General features: G+C 69.5%; 12 protein-coding genes. 7 read left to right on the top strand and 5 right to left on the bottom strand.

What is annotated here, in order from left to right; translation table 11 throughout:
* Positions 1 to 42 precede the first annotated feature (42 nt).
* The gene (locus VGI12_01520) at positions 43 to 2139 is read left to right on the top strand and encodes an ATP-binding protein (GenBank protein ID HEY2431321.1); all 2097 of its coding nucleotides are present in this window, start codon (positions 43 to 45) and stop codon (positions 2137 to 2139) included.
* On the opposite strand, the gene VGI12_01525 is transcribed toward VGI12_01520, so the two are convergent.
* Genes VGI12_01525 through VGI12_01535 form a run of 3 tightly spaced genes read right to left on the bottom strand, consistent with a single transcriptional unit; the run spans position 2125 to position 7444 of the window.
* On the bottom strand, positions 2125 to 3495 hold the full coding sequence (locus VGI12_01525; GenBank protein ID HEY2431322.1) for an APC family permease: 1371 nt from the start codon (positions 3493 to 3495) through the stop codon (positions 2125 to 2127). The genes VGI12_01520 and VGI12_01525 overlap by 15 nt on opposite strands.
* Positions 3474 to 6554 (bottom strand): hypothetical protein, encoded by a 3081-nt coding sequence (locus VGI12_01530; protein HEY2431323.1) that lies wholly within the window; start codon positions 6552 to 6554, stop codon positions 3474 to 3476. The genes VGI12_01525 and VGI12_01530 overlap by 22 nt, the downstream gene beginning before the upstream one ends.
* Before the next feature lie 29 nt (positions 6555 to 6583).
* Positions 6584 to 7444 carry an NAD(P)-binding domain-containing protein gene (locus tag VGI12_01535; GenBank protein HEY2431324.1) on the bottom strand — a complete coding sequence of 287 codons (861 nt, stop codon included), beginning with the start codon at positions 7442 to 7444 and terminating at the stop codon, positions 6584 to 6586.
* A 66-nt stretch (positions 7445 to 7510) separates the two neighbouring features.
* On the opposite strand from VGI12_01535, the gene VGI12_01540 reads away from it, so the two are divergent.
* From VGI12_01540 to VGI12_01555, 4 genes are all read left to right on the top strand, one after another.
* Positions 7511 to 8305, top strand: coding sequence for a cupin domain-containing protein (locus VGI12_01540; protein ID HEY2431325.1), 795 nt, complete (start codon positions 7511 to 7513; stop codon positions 8303 to 8305).
* 51 nt (positions 8306 to 8356) lie between these two features.
* Positions 8357 to 10669, top strand: a complete 2313-nt coding sequence (locus tag VGI12_01545; GenBank protein HEY2431326.1) for a protein kinase — start codon at positions 8357 to 8359, stop codon at positions 10667 to 10669.
* A 37-nt stretch (positions 10670 to 10706) separates the two neighbouring features.
* The gene (locus tag VGI12_01550; protein HEY2431327.1) at positions 10707 to 11063 is read left to right on the top strand and encodes an STAS domain-containing protein; all 357 of its coding nucleotides are present in this window, start codon (positions 10707 to 10709) and stop codon (positions 11061 to 11063) included.
* A 142-nt stretch (positions 11064 to 11205) separates the two neighbouring features.
* Positions 11206 to 12222, top strand: coding sequence for a rod shape-determining protein (locus VGI12_01555; GenBank protein ID HEY2431328.1), 1017 nt, complete (start codon positions 11206 to 11208; stop codon positions 12220 to 12222).
* 117 nt (positions 12223 to 12339) lie between these two features.
* Here VGI12_01555 and VGI12_01560 read toward each other — a convergent pair whose 3' ends face one another.
* Positions 12340 to 12852 (bottom strand): hypothetical protein, encoded by a 513-nt coding sequence (locus tag VGI12_01560; GenBank protein HEY2431329.1) that lies wholly within the window; start codon positions 12850 to 12852, stop codon positions 12340 to 12342.
* Between the two features lie 94 nt (positions 12853 to 12946).
* Positions 12947 to 13294 carry a polymer-forming cytoskeletal protein gene (locus tag VGI12_01565; GenBank protein ID HEY2431330.1) on the bottom strand — a complete coding sequence of 116 codons (348 nt, stop codon included), beginning with the start codon at positions 13292 to 13294 and terminating at the stop codon, positions 12947 to 12949.
* 103 nt (positions 13295 to 13397) lie between these two features.
* On the opposite strand from VGI12_01565, the gene VGI12_01570 reads away from it, so the two are divergent.
* Both VGI12_01570 and VGI12_01575 read left to right on the top strand, forming a co-directional pair.
* Entirely contained in the window at positions 13398 to 15575 is a 2178-nt protein-coding gene (locus VGI12_01570) for an ATP-binding protein (protein HEY2431331.1), read from the top strand.
* 50 nt (positions 15576 to 15625) lie between these two features.
* The gene (locus VGI12_01575; protein ID HEY2431332.1) at positions 15626 to 15865 is read left to right on the top strand and encodes a hypothetical protein; all 240 of its coding nucleotides are present in this window, start codon (positions 15626 to 15628) and stop codon (positions 15863 to 15865) included.
* The last annotated feature ends 126 nt before the right edge of the window (positions 15866 to 15991 follow it).

A 15991-nucleotide genomic window follows, 5' to 3' on the forward strand; every position in this document is an offset into this window, starting at 1 on the left:
TCGACGGGCTCGGCCATTCCTGCGAGATGGCTCGGAGACGACGTGCAGTCCGAATCATCCGCTCCGCTCCGCCGAAGCATCCTGCGCGTGTCGACGATGGCGCTCGGGGCCGCCGCGCTCGTCTGGGTGTTCGTCGCCGGCCTCCGATTCCTTCCGGCCGGCGGCACCCCGGCCGTGTCCGGCGCCATCGCCGTCTACTGCGCCACCTGGATTGTGGCCGGGCTCCTGGCGATCCGCAGCGTCAACCGCGCGTCGGCCAGCCGCCGCCGGCTGCAGCACGCCGAGACCGCCGCCCATCAGTCCGAGCGCCTCGCGCAGTCGATCGCTGCGCTGGCCGCGGCGCGCACGCCGTCCGCCGCGGCCGAAGCGGCGGTGCTCGAGCCGGCCCAGGCCCTCGAGGCGGACGCCGGCGTCCTGATCCTCGTCGACCTCGGAGGCCGGCTGGGAGAGGTTGCCCATGCGATCGGCTACGGCACCGACGAGCCCGCGCTGCGCGCGGCGATCGTGGCGGGCCGCAAGCTCACGGCGTCGGACGCCGTCGGGCGCGGCGCGGCGGTCTTCGTCGAGAACCCGCAGGCCCGCGCCATCGAGTCCGGACGAGCCGACGGCGGCTTCCGCGCCGCGGCGGCGGTCCCGCTGATGATCGGCAGCCGCGTCGTCGCGGTGCTGCAGCTCGACTTCGGCGCGCCGCGCGAGTTCTCGGCGGCCGATCGCGAGTATCTGGAGGCGACGGCGCATCGCGCGGCGCAGGCGCTGGATCGCACCTGGCAGCTCGATGCCGCGCTGGCCGCCCGCGACGAGGCCGACGCGATGCGCACGCGCGCGGCGCGGGCGCTCGAGGAGCGGCAGCGGGTCGAGCAGGCGCTGCGCGCCAGCGAAACCCGCTATCGCGCGCTGGCCGCGCGGACCAGCCGTCTGCACTGGTTCGCCGCCGCGCTGTCGCAGGCGGCGACGCTCGAGGCGGTGGCGCGCGCCGTCGTCGAACACGGACGCAACGTGCTCGGCGCCGCCAGCGGCGAGGTGGCGATGCTGGTCGAGGCCGGCGCCGGGTTCGAGACCATCTACTCGGACGTGCCGGCGGCGCGCGGCGACGCCGCCCGCTACGAGGCCGACGCGGGCCTGTGTGAAACCGCCGCGGTCGCGCAGCGCGAGCCGGTGCTGGTCGGCTCGTTCGCCGAATGGCAGGATCGCTATCCGCGCTCGGCGGCGATCGCCGCCGACGGCGGCTACGTGTCGTCGGCCGCGCTGCCGCTCATCGTCGAAGGCGACGTCGCCGGCGTCGCCGCGTTCCACTTCACGGCGCCGGTCAACTTCGACGACGAATATCGCGCGCTGCTGGCCTCGGTCGCGCAGCACTGCGCGCAGGCCGTCCACCGGGCGCGGCTCTACGAAGAGGCCCAGCTGGCCCGCGCCGAGGCGGAAAGCGCCAATCGCCAGAAGGACGAATTCGTCTCGATTCTCTCGCACGATCTCCGCGGACCGCTCAACGCGATCCTGGGCTGGACGTCGATCCTGCAGCAGGGATCGCTCGACGGCGCGGCCGCCGAACGGGCGCTGGAATCCATCACCGACAACGCCAGGCGGCAGCAGCACCTGGTCGAAGAGCTGCTCGATTTCTCGCGCATCCGGTCCGGCCGGCTGACGCTGTCGGTCGAGGACATCGACCTGCGCGCGCTGCTGCGCGCCATCGTCGAATCGAACGTTCCTGTCGCCGCCGCCCGCGGCCAGGCCCTCGACCTGGCGCCCGTGCCGGCGCTCGTGGTGCGCGGCGACCGCCGGCGTCTGGAACAGGTGTTCTTCAATCTCGTCGGCAACGCACTGAAGTTCACCCCTGACGGGGGGCGCATCGAGATCGCCGCGCGTACCATCGACGATGCGGCGGAGATCCGCATCACCGACAGCGGCGCCGGCATCGCGCCGGAGTTCCTGCCGCACGTATTCGACGCGTTCCGCCAGGCCGACCAGACGCGGGGCACGGCGGCCGGCGTCGGCCTCGGGCTGTCGATCGCGCGGGAGCTGGTCGAGGCGCACGGCGGATCGATCCGCGCCCAGAGCGAAGGGCCTGGCTGCGGCGCCACCTTCACCGTCACACTGCAGCCGGGCCGTCTCGTCGTTCAGGACGCGTCAACCGTGCACTGACCGCCGCCGCGCGTTCAGGAAGACGACCGCGCCGATGACATTCGCGGCTGCCACGACGCCGCCGATCTTGACCGCGAAGGCCAGCCGGCTCTCGACCGAGATGATCGGCAGAATCGAGAGCACGACGAACGCGAGCGTCATCAGCAGTCCGGAGGCGGCGGCCAGCCTCAGCCACGCCGGTGAACGGACGTCGGCGATCGGCAGCGCAAACATCACCAGGTAGGTGAGGGCGTAGAAAATGCCGGAGGCGTTCCACAGCAGCTGGAAGGCTTCCTGCTTGCCGACGCCGATCTGTCCGGCGATGCTGAAGGCCAGTGTCACCGCGCCGACGAACACGATCGAGTTGACCGGTGTCTGCCGCCGCGGATGCAGGCGCGTGAACCACGCCGGCAGCAGCCCGTCCCAGCCGGCGACCATCGGCAGCCGGGTGTTGCCGGCGAACATCACGCTGGCCTGTGCGACGCGGATGCAGAGCAGGACCACGATCGCCGCCGGCGCGATCCACCGGAACGCGCCGAGCGGCGCGAACCCTTCGCTCAGCACCTGCGGGATCGGCGCGATCAGATCGATGCGATCGATCGGCACCAGCGTCAGCACGGACGCCGTGCCGAAGACGAACATCGCTCCGATGATGGGAGCGGCGAACCAGACCGAGCGCGTGATCGCGCGCTCGGGACTGCGGCACTCGCCGGCGTGGATCGCGACGTACTCGAACCCGCCGAGCGCCCCGAAGCCCATCTTCGTGAAGATGTTGAAGCCGAGGATGGTCATCGCCGGCATCGCGGTGGCGAGCGGGTGGAACGAGGGCAGCGAGCCGTGCCACAGATTCAGCCACGGCAATGCCACCAGCATCGCGAAGGTGGCCAGCATCAGGGCGCCGCCGCTCTTGTGAACCCATTTGCCGACGTTGAGACCGGCGATGGTGATGGCGACGAGCGCTGAGAGGATCACGACGTTGATCGCGACGACCAGGGCGCTCTGCTCGGCGAGGCCGCCGGCCCCCGGCCGGATGTACTGAAAATACTGGGTCACCTGCAGGCCGGTTTCCGACGTGTTGAGAATCGCGAACAGCCACAGGTTCCAGGCGACCAGGAACCCGACGAACTCGTTGAACCCCAGCTTCGCCCATTGGTACAGCCCGCCCTCGAGCGGCATCGCGCGATTGAGGTGGATCACCACCGCGGCCGACGGCAGGTAGAAGAACACGATGGCCGCCAGCCACAACACGACGTGCGCCGGGCCCTGCTTCGCGGCGACGCCGACCCACGGCAGGCCGACGATGAAGAGGACCTGTGTCAGCGTGAGGTCGCTGACGCCGAGATCCCTTCGCAGATCTACCGTGTTGCGGGTGTCCATCTCGCCATCGCGGCCGCGGCCGCGGCGCGGGCCCGTGCGATGCCGGCCAGTTGGCGCGCGGTGGCGGGGACATCTGCCGCCTGCAGGGAGTTCATCACGGCGCGAAGCGGCTGCGCGGCGACGCGCAGCGCGGTGGCAGCCTCGCTCTTTCCCTGCGACTCCGCGTCCGCCGCCGCCTGTTCGATCGCCTTCGCCTCGAAGTACATCGTGCGCGAGAGCCTGTAGACCTGCTGCATCGCGGGCGCCGGCGTCGTGACGCGCGGATCCTGCGTCACGGTGATCGGCTGCGTGTAGGCCCGGCCGCCGACCGTCAACCTGACCGTGTAGCGGCCGGGGCCGACCCACGGCGCCGCTGGTGCCGGCGCCGTGTCGTACGGCACGGCGGCGCTGGGCAGATCTCCGCCGCCGCGTCCGCCGCCGCCCGGAAGCGGCTGATAGTGCACGTCCCAGGTGAAGCGGTGCATTCCCGCGGTCGTCATCAGCGGCTGCGGCCTGCGATACCAGTAGAGCGGCAAGGGCGCGTCCACGTTCGGCTCGGGAAGCGGCGGCGGCGGATCCGCGCTGGAATAGCGCCGTACCTGCCGTCCCGCGGCATCGAGGATCTCGAGCACCACCGGCCCGGGCGCGTCCCGCGCCAGGTAGTAGTCGATGATCGCGCCCTCGGGAGGGTTCGGATGCCGCGGCTCGTCTGGCGGCAGCGGCGTGTCGCTGTTGGTGTTCCACCGCACGCGCTGCCCCGGCTGCGGCGAGAACAACATGTCGGCGTCGGTCGCGGGACGCTGGCGCAGGGGCGTGATGTCATCCAGGATCCAGATTCCCCGCCCGTGCGTAGCGGCGATGAGGTCGTCGTCCTTCACCTGGAGATCGCGGACCGAGGAGGGGGCCATGTTGAGGCGCAGCGACTCCCAGTGGTCGCCGTCGTCGAACGAGACGTAGACCTGTGTCTCTGTTCCGGCAAACAGCAGGCCTTTCCGCTTCACGTCTTCGCGAATGGCGCTGAGCGCGCCGCCCTGAGCGATGCCGCTGACGATCTCTGTCCAGGTCCGCCCGCCGTCGTGCGTGCGGAAGAGGTGGGGGTTCTGATCGTCGAGGCGCAGCGTGTTGACGGCCGCGTAGGCGGTCAGCGGATCGAAGCGGCCCGGCTCGATCATGAACACTTTCCAGTACGAGCCGATCTGTTTTGGCGTCACGTCCGTCCAGTGCAGACCGCCGTCGGCAGTGGTCGCAATCACACCGTCGTCGGTGCCGATCCAGATGCGGCTGATGTCGAGAGGGGAGGGGCCGATCGTGTAGACGACGCGCGCGCCGTTCTCGTCGGCCTGCTTCGCACTCGTGACCTGCTCGGTGTAGGTGCCGACGCTCTTCGGCACCTCGTGCGCCTTGCGGGTGAGGTCCGGGCTGATCTGCTTCCAGGTGCGGCCGCCGTCCATCGTCTTCCACAGGACGTTGGTGCCGTAGAAGAGTGATTTCCTGTCGGCCATCGAGAACACGAGCGGCTGTGTCCGGACCTGGCGATTGACGACGGGACCGGTGGCCTGGCCGCCGCGGCCGCCGCGGCCCGACTCGATCGGGCCGACGTCGGACACCTGCCCGGTGCGTCGGTCGTACTTCGTCACCACCTTGCTGCCGTAGACGATGTCGGGATCGAGCGGATCGGGGGCGGCATAGCCGTATTCCTCGATGCCGACCGGATGCCACTCGCGCATCGTGATCGCGCCATCGACGCCGCGGCTCGCGACGCACGCCGACCCGCTGTCCTGCTGGCCGCCGCAGACGCGATACGGGAACGCGTTGTCGGCGGCAACGTGGAACATGGCCGCCGTCGACTGCGTGTACCAGGAGCTCCAGCTGCGGCCTTTGTCGAGCGACACGACAGCGCCCTGATCGGACGCCAGCAAGATGATGTCGGGGTTGATCGGGTTCATCCACGCGTACTGGTAGTCGTCCCCTCCCGGCGCCCCCTTGAACGGTACCCACGACGCGCCGCTGTTCTCGCTCAGATAGGTGACCTGGCTGGTGACGATCAGCCAGTCAGGATTCTTCGGATCGACGCAGATCGAGGCCTCGTTGCTCGTGCCGACGCGCGGATCGGTCGAGACCGGCGCCCACGTCTCGCCGGCGTCGTCGGAGCGGTAGATCGGATTGTTTCGGGGAGCGCCCGTTCCCCTGCCGCGGCCGCCGCCTCCGCCTCCCCTGCCCACGGCGGCGCCGTCCGGGGCGGCCGTCACGTAGGCGTAGAGGCGCCTGGGGTTGCTCGGCGCAATCGTCAACTCGGCGTTGCCGATGCGCGCGGGCAGGCCGTTGGTGAGGGGCTTCCAGGTCGAGCCGCCGTCGATCGACTTGAAGATTCCGCCGGTGCCGCTCCACGCCGCGTTCTCCCACGGGCCCTGGCGCCCTTCGAACAGCACCGCGTAGACGATGTCCGGATTCGAGGGATCGATGTCGACGTCCTTGCCGCCGGTGTCGGCGTTGCGATACAGCACTTTCTGAAACGTCGCGCCGCCGTCCGTGGATCGGAAGATGCCTCGCTCCTCGTTCGGACCGTAGGGGTGGCCGAGCGCGGCGACGAACAGGCGGTTGGGGTTCGTCGGGTCGACCTCGACCCGCGCGATCTGCTGCGAGTCGCGGAGGCCGAGATGCGCCCACGTCAGGCCGGCGTCGGTGGACTTGTACATCCCGTCCCCGATGGCCAGGTCGGGACGCTGGAGGCCTTCGCCGCTGCCGACGTAGACGACGTCGGGATTCGACGGTGACACCGCAATCGAGCCGATCGATCCGGTCGGCTGGTCATCGAAGATTGGCGTCCAGGTGCGGCCCGCGTTGATCGTCTTCCAGACGCCGCCGTTGACCATGCCGATGTAGAAGGTGAACGGCTGACCGGGAATGCCGGCCAGCGCTTTGGTGCGGCCGGCGCGCATCGGCCCGATCGGCCTCCAGCGCAGGTCGTTGAAGAACGGTCGGGAGGAGGCGGGGAGGCTCGCCTGGCGTGCTCCCGCGCCAATCGACCCGGCGGCGAGGCAGATCGCGAGCGCCGCCCGAGACAGCCAGCTGCGTGACATGCGCGGGAGTATATCCGCGCCCAGTCCGTCTACGGTTTTGCCACGCCGAGCGCCGCGAGGTCGTGATCGCCGCGGCCTTCCGCGATGACCTCGTCCATCCGCCTGGCGATGGTGGGCAGGATGAGGAGCGGGCCGCCACGGGCGGCTTCCGTCATCAGGCGGACGTCCTTTCTCGCCATGGTCAACTCGAAGGAAGCAGGCGCCGTATCGCCGCTCGCCATACGCCGTCCGCGCATCGGGATGCCGCCCATCAGCTTGAAGTGGTCGAACACTTCGAGCGACTGGAGCGGATCGATGCCGTTGGCGCGCGCGATGGTGAAGATGTCGGCAAGCCCGCCGTTGACCGCGAACAGCATCAAGTTGCCAAACAGCTTGTAGGCCGCCGCGAGGTCGGGGCGCTCGCCGACGTACCAGGCGTCGCCCGTCATGGCGTCCAGGTCGCGGCGTGCCGCGTCGTACTCGGGCCGCGGTCCGGACACGATCATCACGCCGGTGCCGTCGGCGGCCATCTGCGGCGACATGAACACCGGCGCGTGCAGGAATCGCACGCCTCGGGCGCTCAGCCGCTCCGCGCGGGCCTGCGTCGCGGCCGGCAGCGTCGTCGAGTGATCGACGATGAGCGCGTCGGCGGCGAGCGCCGGAAGGATCTGTTCCAGGACGGCGTCGACGACCGCGTCCTCCGACAGTACGATGTGGACGCGCCCGGCGTCTCTCACCGCCTCGGCGGGGGAGGCGGCAGCACGAGCCCCCTCGGCCTCGAGCGCCCGGGCCTTCGCGGCGGTGCGGTTCCACACCGTGACCTCGAGCCCCTGGGTGCGGAAGCGCCGGACCATACCCGACCCCAGCAGGCCGGTCCCCAGCAGTGCGATTCTGGTCGGATTTGTGTCCATAGGCCGGCAATCTTACTCTTGTATGCGCGTGGCATGGATCGTGGTGTATCCATGACGGAGAACCTCATGCAGAAGACTGTGATTCTGTCGCTGGCGGTTTTGGTCGCGGCGTCGGTTCAGACGCCGGCGTCGGCCCAGACGTCAGCGTCGGCCCAGACGCCGGCGCCGGCCCAGACGCCGGCGCCGAAGCGCGGCGGCGCGGCGCGTAGCGGCAACGTAACCTTTGCCGTGCTTGTAACGGATCCATCCGGCACCGCGCTCACCGACGTCAAAGTGGCGCTGACGGGCGCCGCCGAACGCGCGTCCCGCACTGAATCGGGACGCATCGTGTTCGAGGACCTGCCGGCCGGGAACTACCGGTTCCGGTTCGAGAAGGACGGATTCGTCCCGCTCGAGAAGGAGCTGGCCGCGCGCGGCAGCGTTCCCATCGACGTCAAGGTGACGCTGGTGCTGCTGCCGCCTCCGCCCGCGCCGGCCGCGCCGCCGGTGCCGGCGCCGGCGCCTCCGGCCCCCCCGCCGTCGGATGCCAAACCCGTCGTCCTCGACATGCCGGCGTTCATCGAGAAGAACTACGTCGGCCGCTCCGGCGGCAAGGCGACGCCGCTCGGGTGCAGTTCGGGAGGCTCGGGCACGCTGATCCAGATCAACGACGCCATCGCGAGCCACGCGCACGCCGATGCCGACGAGTTCCTCTATGTCATCGCGGGTCAGGGCACGGTCAAGCTTGGGGCGCGCGACGAATCGCTCGGTCCCGGCGTCTACCTGTTGATCCCGCGCGGTCTGCCGCACGCCTTTACCGCCGGGCCGAAGAAGCCGCTGGTGATGATTTCCGTTCGCGCCGGCGGCAGCTGCGCCGGCTGAGGCCGTCTCCAGTCGCCGCCGCGGCCGCGGCATTTCGATCGATAATGCGCCGTGGCGCTTTCCCCTGGCACCCGCATCGGTCCGTACGAGGTGACGGACCTGCTCGGCGCCGGCGGAATGGGGGAAGTGCATCGTGCGCGCGACACGCGGCTCGATCGTGACGTGGCGGTCAAGGTGCTGCCGTCGAGCGCCGCGCGCGATCCGCTGGCGCTCGAGCGCTTCAACCGCGAAGCCCGGACGATCGCCTCAGTCAGCCATCCGCGCATCTGCGCCGTCTACGACGTCGGCGAGTACGGCGGCAGCCCCTACATCGTCATGGAACTGCTCGACGGCAAGCCGTTGTACGCGCTGCTCGAGCAGCGCGGGCTGCCGGCCGAACAGGTCATCGACTGGGGCATGCAGCTCACCGACGCGCTGGAAGCGGCGCACGCGCGCGGCATCATCCACCGCGATCTCAAGCCTGCCAACGTCGTCATTACGGCGCGCGGTGACCTGAAGGTGCTCGATTTCGGCGTCGCCAAGCTGGTCGACGCGCAATCGGTGCAGGCGACGACGATGGCGGCGCTGACCGACGCCGGCGAGACGATCGGGACGACCGCCTACATGGCGCCCGAGCAGGTGCGGGGCGAGACGCTGGACCAGCGCGCCGATCTGTTCGCGCTGGGGCTGGTGCTCTATGAAATGGCGAGCGGACGCCGCGCCTTCGTCGGTGCGACGACCGGGTTGATCGCCGACGCGATTCTGAATCGGGCGCCCGTGCCGGTGCTCGAGCTGAATCCGGCGCTGCCACCGTCGCTCGCCGCGATCATCGCCAAGCTGCTCGAGAAGGATCGCGAGCTCCGCTATCGGCAGGCGGCCGACGTCCGCGCCGATCTGAAGCGCGCGCTGCGCGAGCTGCATGGGCCGGCCACTCACTCGCGCAGTACGAGCGCCCACGCTGCGGCCGCGCAGAAGTCCGTCGGGGTGCTGCCGTTCCGCAACCTGAGCGCCGATGCCGACAACGCCTTCTTCAGCGACGGCATCACCGAGGACCTGATCGACGCGCTCGGCCGCGTCGGAGGTCTCCGCGTCGCCTCACGGGCGTCGGCGTTCCGCTTCCGCGACGACGCACAGGATTTCAAGGCGGTCGGCGCCGCGCTGGGAGTGGGCGCGATCGTCGAAGGCAGCGTCCGACGGGCCGGCTCGCGGCTGCGGGTGAGCGCGGCGCTGGTCGATGCCGATACCGGCTTCCAGCTCTGGTCCGAGCGCTACGACCGCGAGATGGCCGACGTCTTCGAGATCCAGGACGAGATCGTCTCGGCGCTGGTCACGGCGCTGGCGCCGGCGCTGCTCGGCAAGGCCAAGGACGCCGTGCGGCGGCCGACCGACAATCTCGAGGCCTACGAGCAATATCTGAAGGGGCGGCACTACTGGCACCAGCGCTCGCCGACCACGCTGCGGCTGGCGATCCAGTCCTTCGAACGGGCGATCGCCCTCGACGCCGACTACGCGCTCGCCTACGCCGGGCTGGCGGATTCGTGGGCGCTTTACCGGCCCTACGGCTGGCTGCCGATCGAGGCCTGCTACCCGCAGGCCAAGGCCGCGGTCGAGCAGGCGATGGCCCTGGCGCCCGAGCTGGCCGAGGTGCAGTTCGCCCAGGCGCTGCACGTGCTCTATTTCCACCGCCGCTGGCGTGAGGCCGAGCCGTACTTCAAGCGCGCCATCGAAATGAATGCGCGCTGGTCGCTGGCGCGCGCCTTCCACGGTGTGGCGCTGGCCGGCATGTACCGTCTCGGCGAAGCAACGGTCGAAGCGTCGGCGGCGATCGAGCTCGATCCCCTGTCGCCGTTCATCCACGGCGCTGCCGGGATGGCCTATTTCGCTGGCGGCGACGTCGCGTCGGCGGAGCAGGCGGCACGCCGCGCGCTGCAGCTCCAGCCCGACTTCCTGATGGGAGTGTGGCTGCTGGCGATCGCGCTCGACGACCAGGGCAAGCTCGACGAAGCCGCACAACTGATGGAGCAGACCACCGCGCTGTCGCGCGCGCCGATCTTCGTCTCGATGCTCGGGAAGATCTACGCGCTGCAGCGCCAGCCCGGCGGCTGCGCGCGCATCGAAGCCGAGCTCGACGAGCGGCGGTCTCGCGGCGAGTACATCCCGCGCGCCTGCGACGTCATGATTGCGGTCGGCCGCCGCGACGTCGGGCTGGTGCGCGCGGCGCTCCGCGCCTGCATCGACGAGCAGACCTGCTGGCTGACGGTGCGGATGGGTCCAGGGCCGATGCTCGAGACGTTCCGCTCCGATCCGGAGGTCAATGCCCTGCTCGATACCATCTACGACGTCGCCGGCCCGGGGCTCGAATCCTCGAAATCGCGCACCGCCTGATTCGTCTCTCTTCCGACATAAACTGGAGGGTGCCCCCATGCTCGATGCCCTGCAGATCCTTCAGCGGACCGGCGGCGGCGTGACGATCCTCACGCTCTCCGGGGCGCTGGTCGACGAGGATGCGACGCGCCAGCTGCGCGCGGCGATCACGGCGGTGGTCGCCGGCGACGCTCCGGCGATCCTGCTCGATCTCGAGCGCCTCACCCATCTCGACTCCGGCGGTGTCGGCCTGCTGGTGGCGATGTTCCGCCACGTCACCCGCCGCGGCGGCCAGCTGAAGCTGTTGCGCCCGAGCCCGACGGCGCGGCGCGTCCTGGGCATTGCGCACATGACGCTCGTCTTCGACATTTTCGACGACGAGCGGGAGGCGCTCCTGAATCTCGGCGGCTCGTAGCCGGGCGACAGAATCGTTACCGGGCGTCGGTTTCGTAATCGGGCGCCCGTCCCCCCACGTCCATACCGGTCGAAACCCCCGGCAAAAGAGGATACGGACGTCGATCGCGCCGGAACGATTCGTGCGTTGTCGCGCGCCCGAGATGACCTTTCCATCCGTGTTCTCCACTGACCTCGCGATCGATCTCGGCACCGCCAACACCTGCGTCTTTGCGCAGGGGCGGGGTATCGTCCTCAACGAGCCGTCGATTGTTGCCTTCAACACCGTCAGGGGAGAGGTGGAAGCCGTCGGCCAGGACGCGCATGAGATGCTCGGCCGCACCCCCTCCAACATCCAGGCGGTCCGGCCGCTCAAGGACGGCGTCATCGCCGACTTCGACGCCGCCGAGAAGATGCTGGTGCATTTCGTCAAGAAGGCGATGGGGTCGTCGCGATGGAAGCGGCCGCGTCTCATCATCGGCGTGCCGTCTGAGATTACCCAGGTCGAGCGGCGGGCGGTGCGCGACAGCGGCTTCCGCGTCAAGGCGAGCGAAGTGCACCTCGTCGACGAGCCGATGGCCGCGGCGATTGGCGCGGGCCTGCCGATCACCGAGGCGGCCGGGAACATGGTCATCGACATCGGCGGCGGCACCACCGACATCGCGGTGATTTCGATGGCCGGCACCGTCTACGGCCGTTCGCTGCGGGTCGCCGGCGACGCGATGGACGACGCGATCATGACCTACCTGCGGAAGTCGTTCAACCTGCACATCGGCGAACGCACCGCGCAGCAGATCAAGTTCGAAATCGGATCGGCGATGCCGCTCGACGAGCCGCTGCGCATGGACGTCAAGGGACGGCACGTCGTCGAAGGGGTGCCGAGAACCGTCACGGTCAGCGATGCCGACATCCGAACCGCCCTCGCCGAGCCGCTGCGGCAGATCGTGATCGCCGTCCGCGAGTCGCTCGAGCGCATTCCGCCCGAGCTCTGCGCCGACATCTACGACCGCGGCGTGGTCCTCACCGGCGGCGGCGCGCTGCTGCGCAACCTCGACAAGCGCCTCCGCGATGAGACGGGGCTGCCGGTGCTCGTGGCCGAGAACCCGTTGACGTCCGTGGTCACTGGTGCGGGGATGATGCTGACCGACATGGCGCTGCTGCGGAAGGTGTCGACGAACTGAGGAAGGTCGTCCGCGAGACGTGACGCGGCGCGATCCGGCCGCGACTCCGCGCTGCGACTGACGCCGGGCGTCCGCGGCCGGTGCCCGAGCCCCGGCCGCAGACGTGGCCGGGACGCGCTATTTCTTCTTCGCCGGCGGCGGCGGCGCCAGCGTGTACTCGCCGTCGACGGTGACGTCGGCGCTGCCGTCGGCGTTGGCCGTGCCCTTGTAGGTGCCGGCCCCCTTGATCCCCTTCAGCTTGCCGGTGCCGCTGACGAACGTCCATTTCCCTTCGATGGTGCCGTTGCTGTCCTTGGCCATCGCGGTCGCGCCGTTGAACCGCACCATGTACTTGTCACCGTTGTCCATCGTCGCGGTGTGATAGCCGCTGTCGCGCATGGTGGTGCCGTTCACCTCGCCGGTCGCGACGTCGACGCCGGTCTTGGTCTTGAGCCCCTCGATCTCCTGCGAGCCGTCCCATGTGCACGCGGACTTGCGCGCGTAGACCACGTGACCCGGTTTGTCGCCGACCTCGATCGACTGGTCGGCATCGGGTTTCGCGCAGTGCAGTTTGCCGCCGGTTTTCGTCTGCGCGCCGGCTGGGATCGCCAACAGCAGTGCAGCCAGACACAGTACACCCGTGTTTCTCATCGTCGCCTCCGTTCCGATGTGAAGGGTTCCGCCTTGGGGATCCGCCGAATTGTCGGGAGGCCGGGATTGTAGCGCGTTTACGGTCGCCGCCGGTCTACGCTTTCTGCTTGTGACGGGCGACGCTGCCGGCGGCCTGCGCGCGCTCGGTGTTGACCGGCCCGTTGAGCAGCGCGCCGTCCTGCAGCAGCAGCTTCGACGTGACGACACTCCCCTGAACACTGCCGGTGGAGGCAATTTCCAGTCGATCGGTCGCGACATGGCCATCGAGGCGCCCGCGCACGACCACCGAGGCGGCCGTCACCCTGGCCTGCACGGAGGCGGCCTCCTCGACCATCAACTTGTAGCCGGGAAGGTCAATCGAGCCCTCGAGCGTGAAATCGACGGTGAAGTCTTCCGCCGCCGCCAGGTCGCCCTTGATCGTCAAGTCTCTGCCGATGCGCATCCGGATATGTTACGCGCTAGACTGTCCCTTGCGACACCGACCTCGGCAATAATGGCGGGGTAGGCTGATACCCCGGGGCGTTCCAGCCGAGAAACCTTTCGAGATGCGCAGAGCGCTGCCGCTGTCGGTCCAACTGCTGCTGGCGTTTCTCGCCCTGTTGATCGGGCTTGCCACGGTGCTGACCCGGGCGGCCTATACCGCCCTCGCCTCGACGCTGCGCACTGACGCCGGGCGCCAGGTCAGCCTCGAGAGCGAAACGCGCGCCCAGAGTCTGTCCCAGCTTTTCGAGTTCCGCCGTCAGCATGCCGAGAACTTCCTGGGCAGTCTGACATCGGTATGCGCCGAGTCGTCGGGGCTCGGCCGCCTGGGATGGGCGCCCGACTGCGTGGCCCCGATGCTGGCCGACTTCCGCAGGAGCGAGGAGGCGCTCGGCGCGCTGCTGACGTATCGGGGACGCGTCCTTCGACGGGCCGGCGACGAGGTTGGCGACGTCGAGCCGGAGCCGAACGCCCTCGCGAAACCGTTGCGCGTGGCGGGCGGCGCGGTGGAATACGTGCTCAAAGCCGGGCGCGGCGACCTGACCCTGACGCTGCGCTTCGGGGACGACGACGTCCAGCGGTTGTTTGCCTCGTCGTCGCCGTTTCGCCGGAGCGCGGAGGTGTTTCTGCTCGACGCCGACGGCACCTTCCTCGCCTCCTCGAGTCCCGGCGCATCGGCCGCGCGGACGCAGGTTTCGGCGCTGGCGGGACGCTGCCGGGCCGGGTCGGCGACGTTTGTCGGCGTCGACTTCACCGGAACGACCAGCTTTCAGAGCCTTCAGCCCCTGGCGGCGCTCGGCGGCGGCTGTGTCGGCGCCCGCCTCGACTACAGCGAAGCGATCGCGCCGGCCCAGGCGCTCTACGACGATCTGGTCCGCCGCGTGATCTGGTTCGTCCTCGGCGGCATTCTGCTCTCACTCGTGGCGGCGCACTGGATCTCGGCGCCGATCAGGCGGCTCGCCGAGGCGGCGCGGCGCCTGCAGTCGGGCAACTTCCAACAGCCGGTGCCGATTGGCGGCCCGTCGGAGGTGCGCGCGCTTGGACGCAGCTTCGGCGCGATGTCGAGCGAGCTCGAGGAGCTGGTGGGGCGCGAGCAGGCGGCGCGCCTCGACGCCGAGAAGGCAAACCGGGCGAAGGACGACTTTCTCGCCACCGTCTCGCACGAACTGCGGACCCCGCTCAACGCGGTCCTTGCCTGGGCGCAGGTCGTGAAGGCGCACGATCTGCCGCCGGCCGAGCTCCGGCACGCGATCGACGTGATCGAGAGCAGCGCCCGCGCGCAGAGCCGCCTCGTCGACGATCTGCTCGACGTCTCGCGAATCGTGTCGGGCCGGATGCGGATGCTGCGCGAAGCGATCCCGCTTGCCCACGTCGTGGAGGCGGCGCTCGAACAGGTGCGACCGCAGGCTCAGGGCAAGCAGCTCGAGATCCACAGCGATCTCCGCGACCCGTCGCTGGTCTTCGGCGACCCGCGGCGTCTCGAGCAGGTGGTGTGGAACCTGCTGTCGAATGCCATCAAGTTCTCCGATGGGCCCGGCCGGGTCAGCGTGGTCCTGGGACGGAGCGGACGCAATCTGGTGCTGACGGTCAGCGACGCCGGCGCCGGCATCCCGGCGGACTTCCTGCCGCACGCCTTCGAATGGTTCCGGCAGGCGGACGGACTGGCCCGCGGTCAGTCGGGCCTCGGTCTCGGGCTGGGCATCGTCCGGCACATCGTCGAGCTTCACCACGGCAGTGTGCGGGCCGAGAGCGCCGGCGAAGGTCGCGGCTCCACGTTCACGGTCACACTCCCGGCGTACGAGCCGAGCTCGACGTCGCTGACGGTGCGGGTCCAGAACCCTGCGCTGCCCGGTGCCGCTCCACGTAGCCTCGCGCGCGCGCGGATTCTGCTGGTGGAAGACGACGAGCATGTCCGGGAAGTGCTTCGCCTGACGCTGCAGCGCGCCGGTGCGTCGGTCGACACGGCGGCGACCGCCGGCGAGGCGCGGCGCGAAATGCAGGGCGGGCCGCCGGACGTCCTCATCTCCGACATTCGGATGCCCAAGGAAGACGGCTATTCGTTGATCAGATCGCTGCGGCGGGCTGGGATTGTGACGCCGGCCATTGCGCTGACGTCGTACGCGCGCCAGGAAGACGCCGACGAGGCGCGGGCCGCCGGCTTTCAGATCCACCTGGCCAAGCCAATCGACGAGGGGCGCCTGCTGGCCGCAGTCGCGTCGCTGCTCGGCGGCACGGTGCACTGAAAACGATCGGAACCGCCGCGCAGCCGCGCGGCTCCAGTACAATCGCTGACATGTCCGACGAAGATCTCAAAGCGGAAGTCGAGCGGTTGCGCGCCGAGAACGACCAACTGAAGAACCGGCCCGCCCGCGGCGGCCTCAAGGTCAGCGAGAAAGGCGCCGTCTCCGTCTACGGACTTGGCCGCTTTCCCGTCACCCTCTACAAAGAGCAGTGGGCCAAGCTGCTCGCGATGGCCGACGAGATCCGCGCCTTCATCAAGGAAAACGAGTCGAAGCTGAAAGCCAAGGAGTAGCGCTTTCGACGGTGCGCCGGGCGCGTTCGACCAGCGAAGGCGTGCGCGTCGGTGCGTAAGAAATACTCGCCAGTGTAAATATCGCGGCGCTGCTGTTCCCAGGTCGCGAGCATTTCCGCACAAAAA

The organism is Vicinamibacterales bacterium, from assembly GCA_036496585.1.
Classification (GTDB): Bacteria; Acidobacteriota; Vicinamibacteria; order Vicinamibacterales; family 2-12-FULL-66-21; genus JAICSD01.

Bases quoted from the DNA above. Each gene is read 5' to 3' on its own strand.
- VGI12_01525 (HEY2431322.1), bottom strand. From the start codon at position 3,495: ATGGACACCCGCAACACGGTAGATCTGCGAAGGGATCTCGGCGTCAGC.
- VGI12_01530 (HEY2431323.1), bottom strand. From the start codon at position 6,554: ATGTCACGCAGCTGGCTGTCTCGGGCGGCGCTCGCGATCTGCCTCGCC.
- VGI12_01535 (HEY2431324.1), bottom strand. From the start codon at position 7,444: ATGGACACAAATCCGACCAGAATCGCACTGCTGGGGACCGGCCTGCTG.
- VGI12_01540 (HEY2431325.1), top strand. From the start codon at position 7,511: ATGCAGAAGACTGTGATTCTGTCGCTGGCGGTTTTGGTCGCGGCGTCG.
- VGI12_01550 (HEY2431327.1), top strand. From the start codon at position 10,707: ATGCTCGATGCCCTGCAGATCCTTCAGCGGACCGGCGGCGGCGTGACG.
- VGI12_01555 (HEY2431328.1), top strand. From the start codon at position 11,206: ATGACCTTTCCATCCGTGTTCTCCACTGACCTCGCGATCGATCTCGGC.
- VGI12_01560 (HEY2431329.1), bottom strand. From the start codon at position 12,852: ATGAGAAACACGGGTGTACTGTGTCTGGCTGCACTGCTGTTGGCGATC.
- VGI12_01565 (HEY2431330.1), bottom strand. From the start codon at position 13,294: ATGCGCATCGGCAGAGACTTGACGATCAAGGGCGACCTGGCGGCGGCG.
- VGI12_01570 (HEY2431331.1), top strand. From the start codon at position 13,398: ATGCGCAGAGCGCTGCCGCTGTCGGTCCAACTGCTGCTGGCGTTTCTC.
- VGI12_01575 (HEY2431332.1), top strand. From the start codon at position 15,626: ATGTCCGACGAAGATCTCAAAGCGGAAGTCGAGCGGTTGCGCGCCGAG.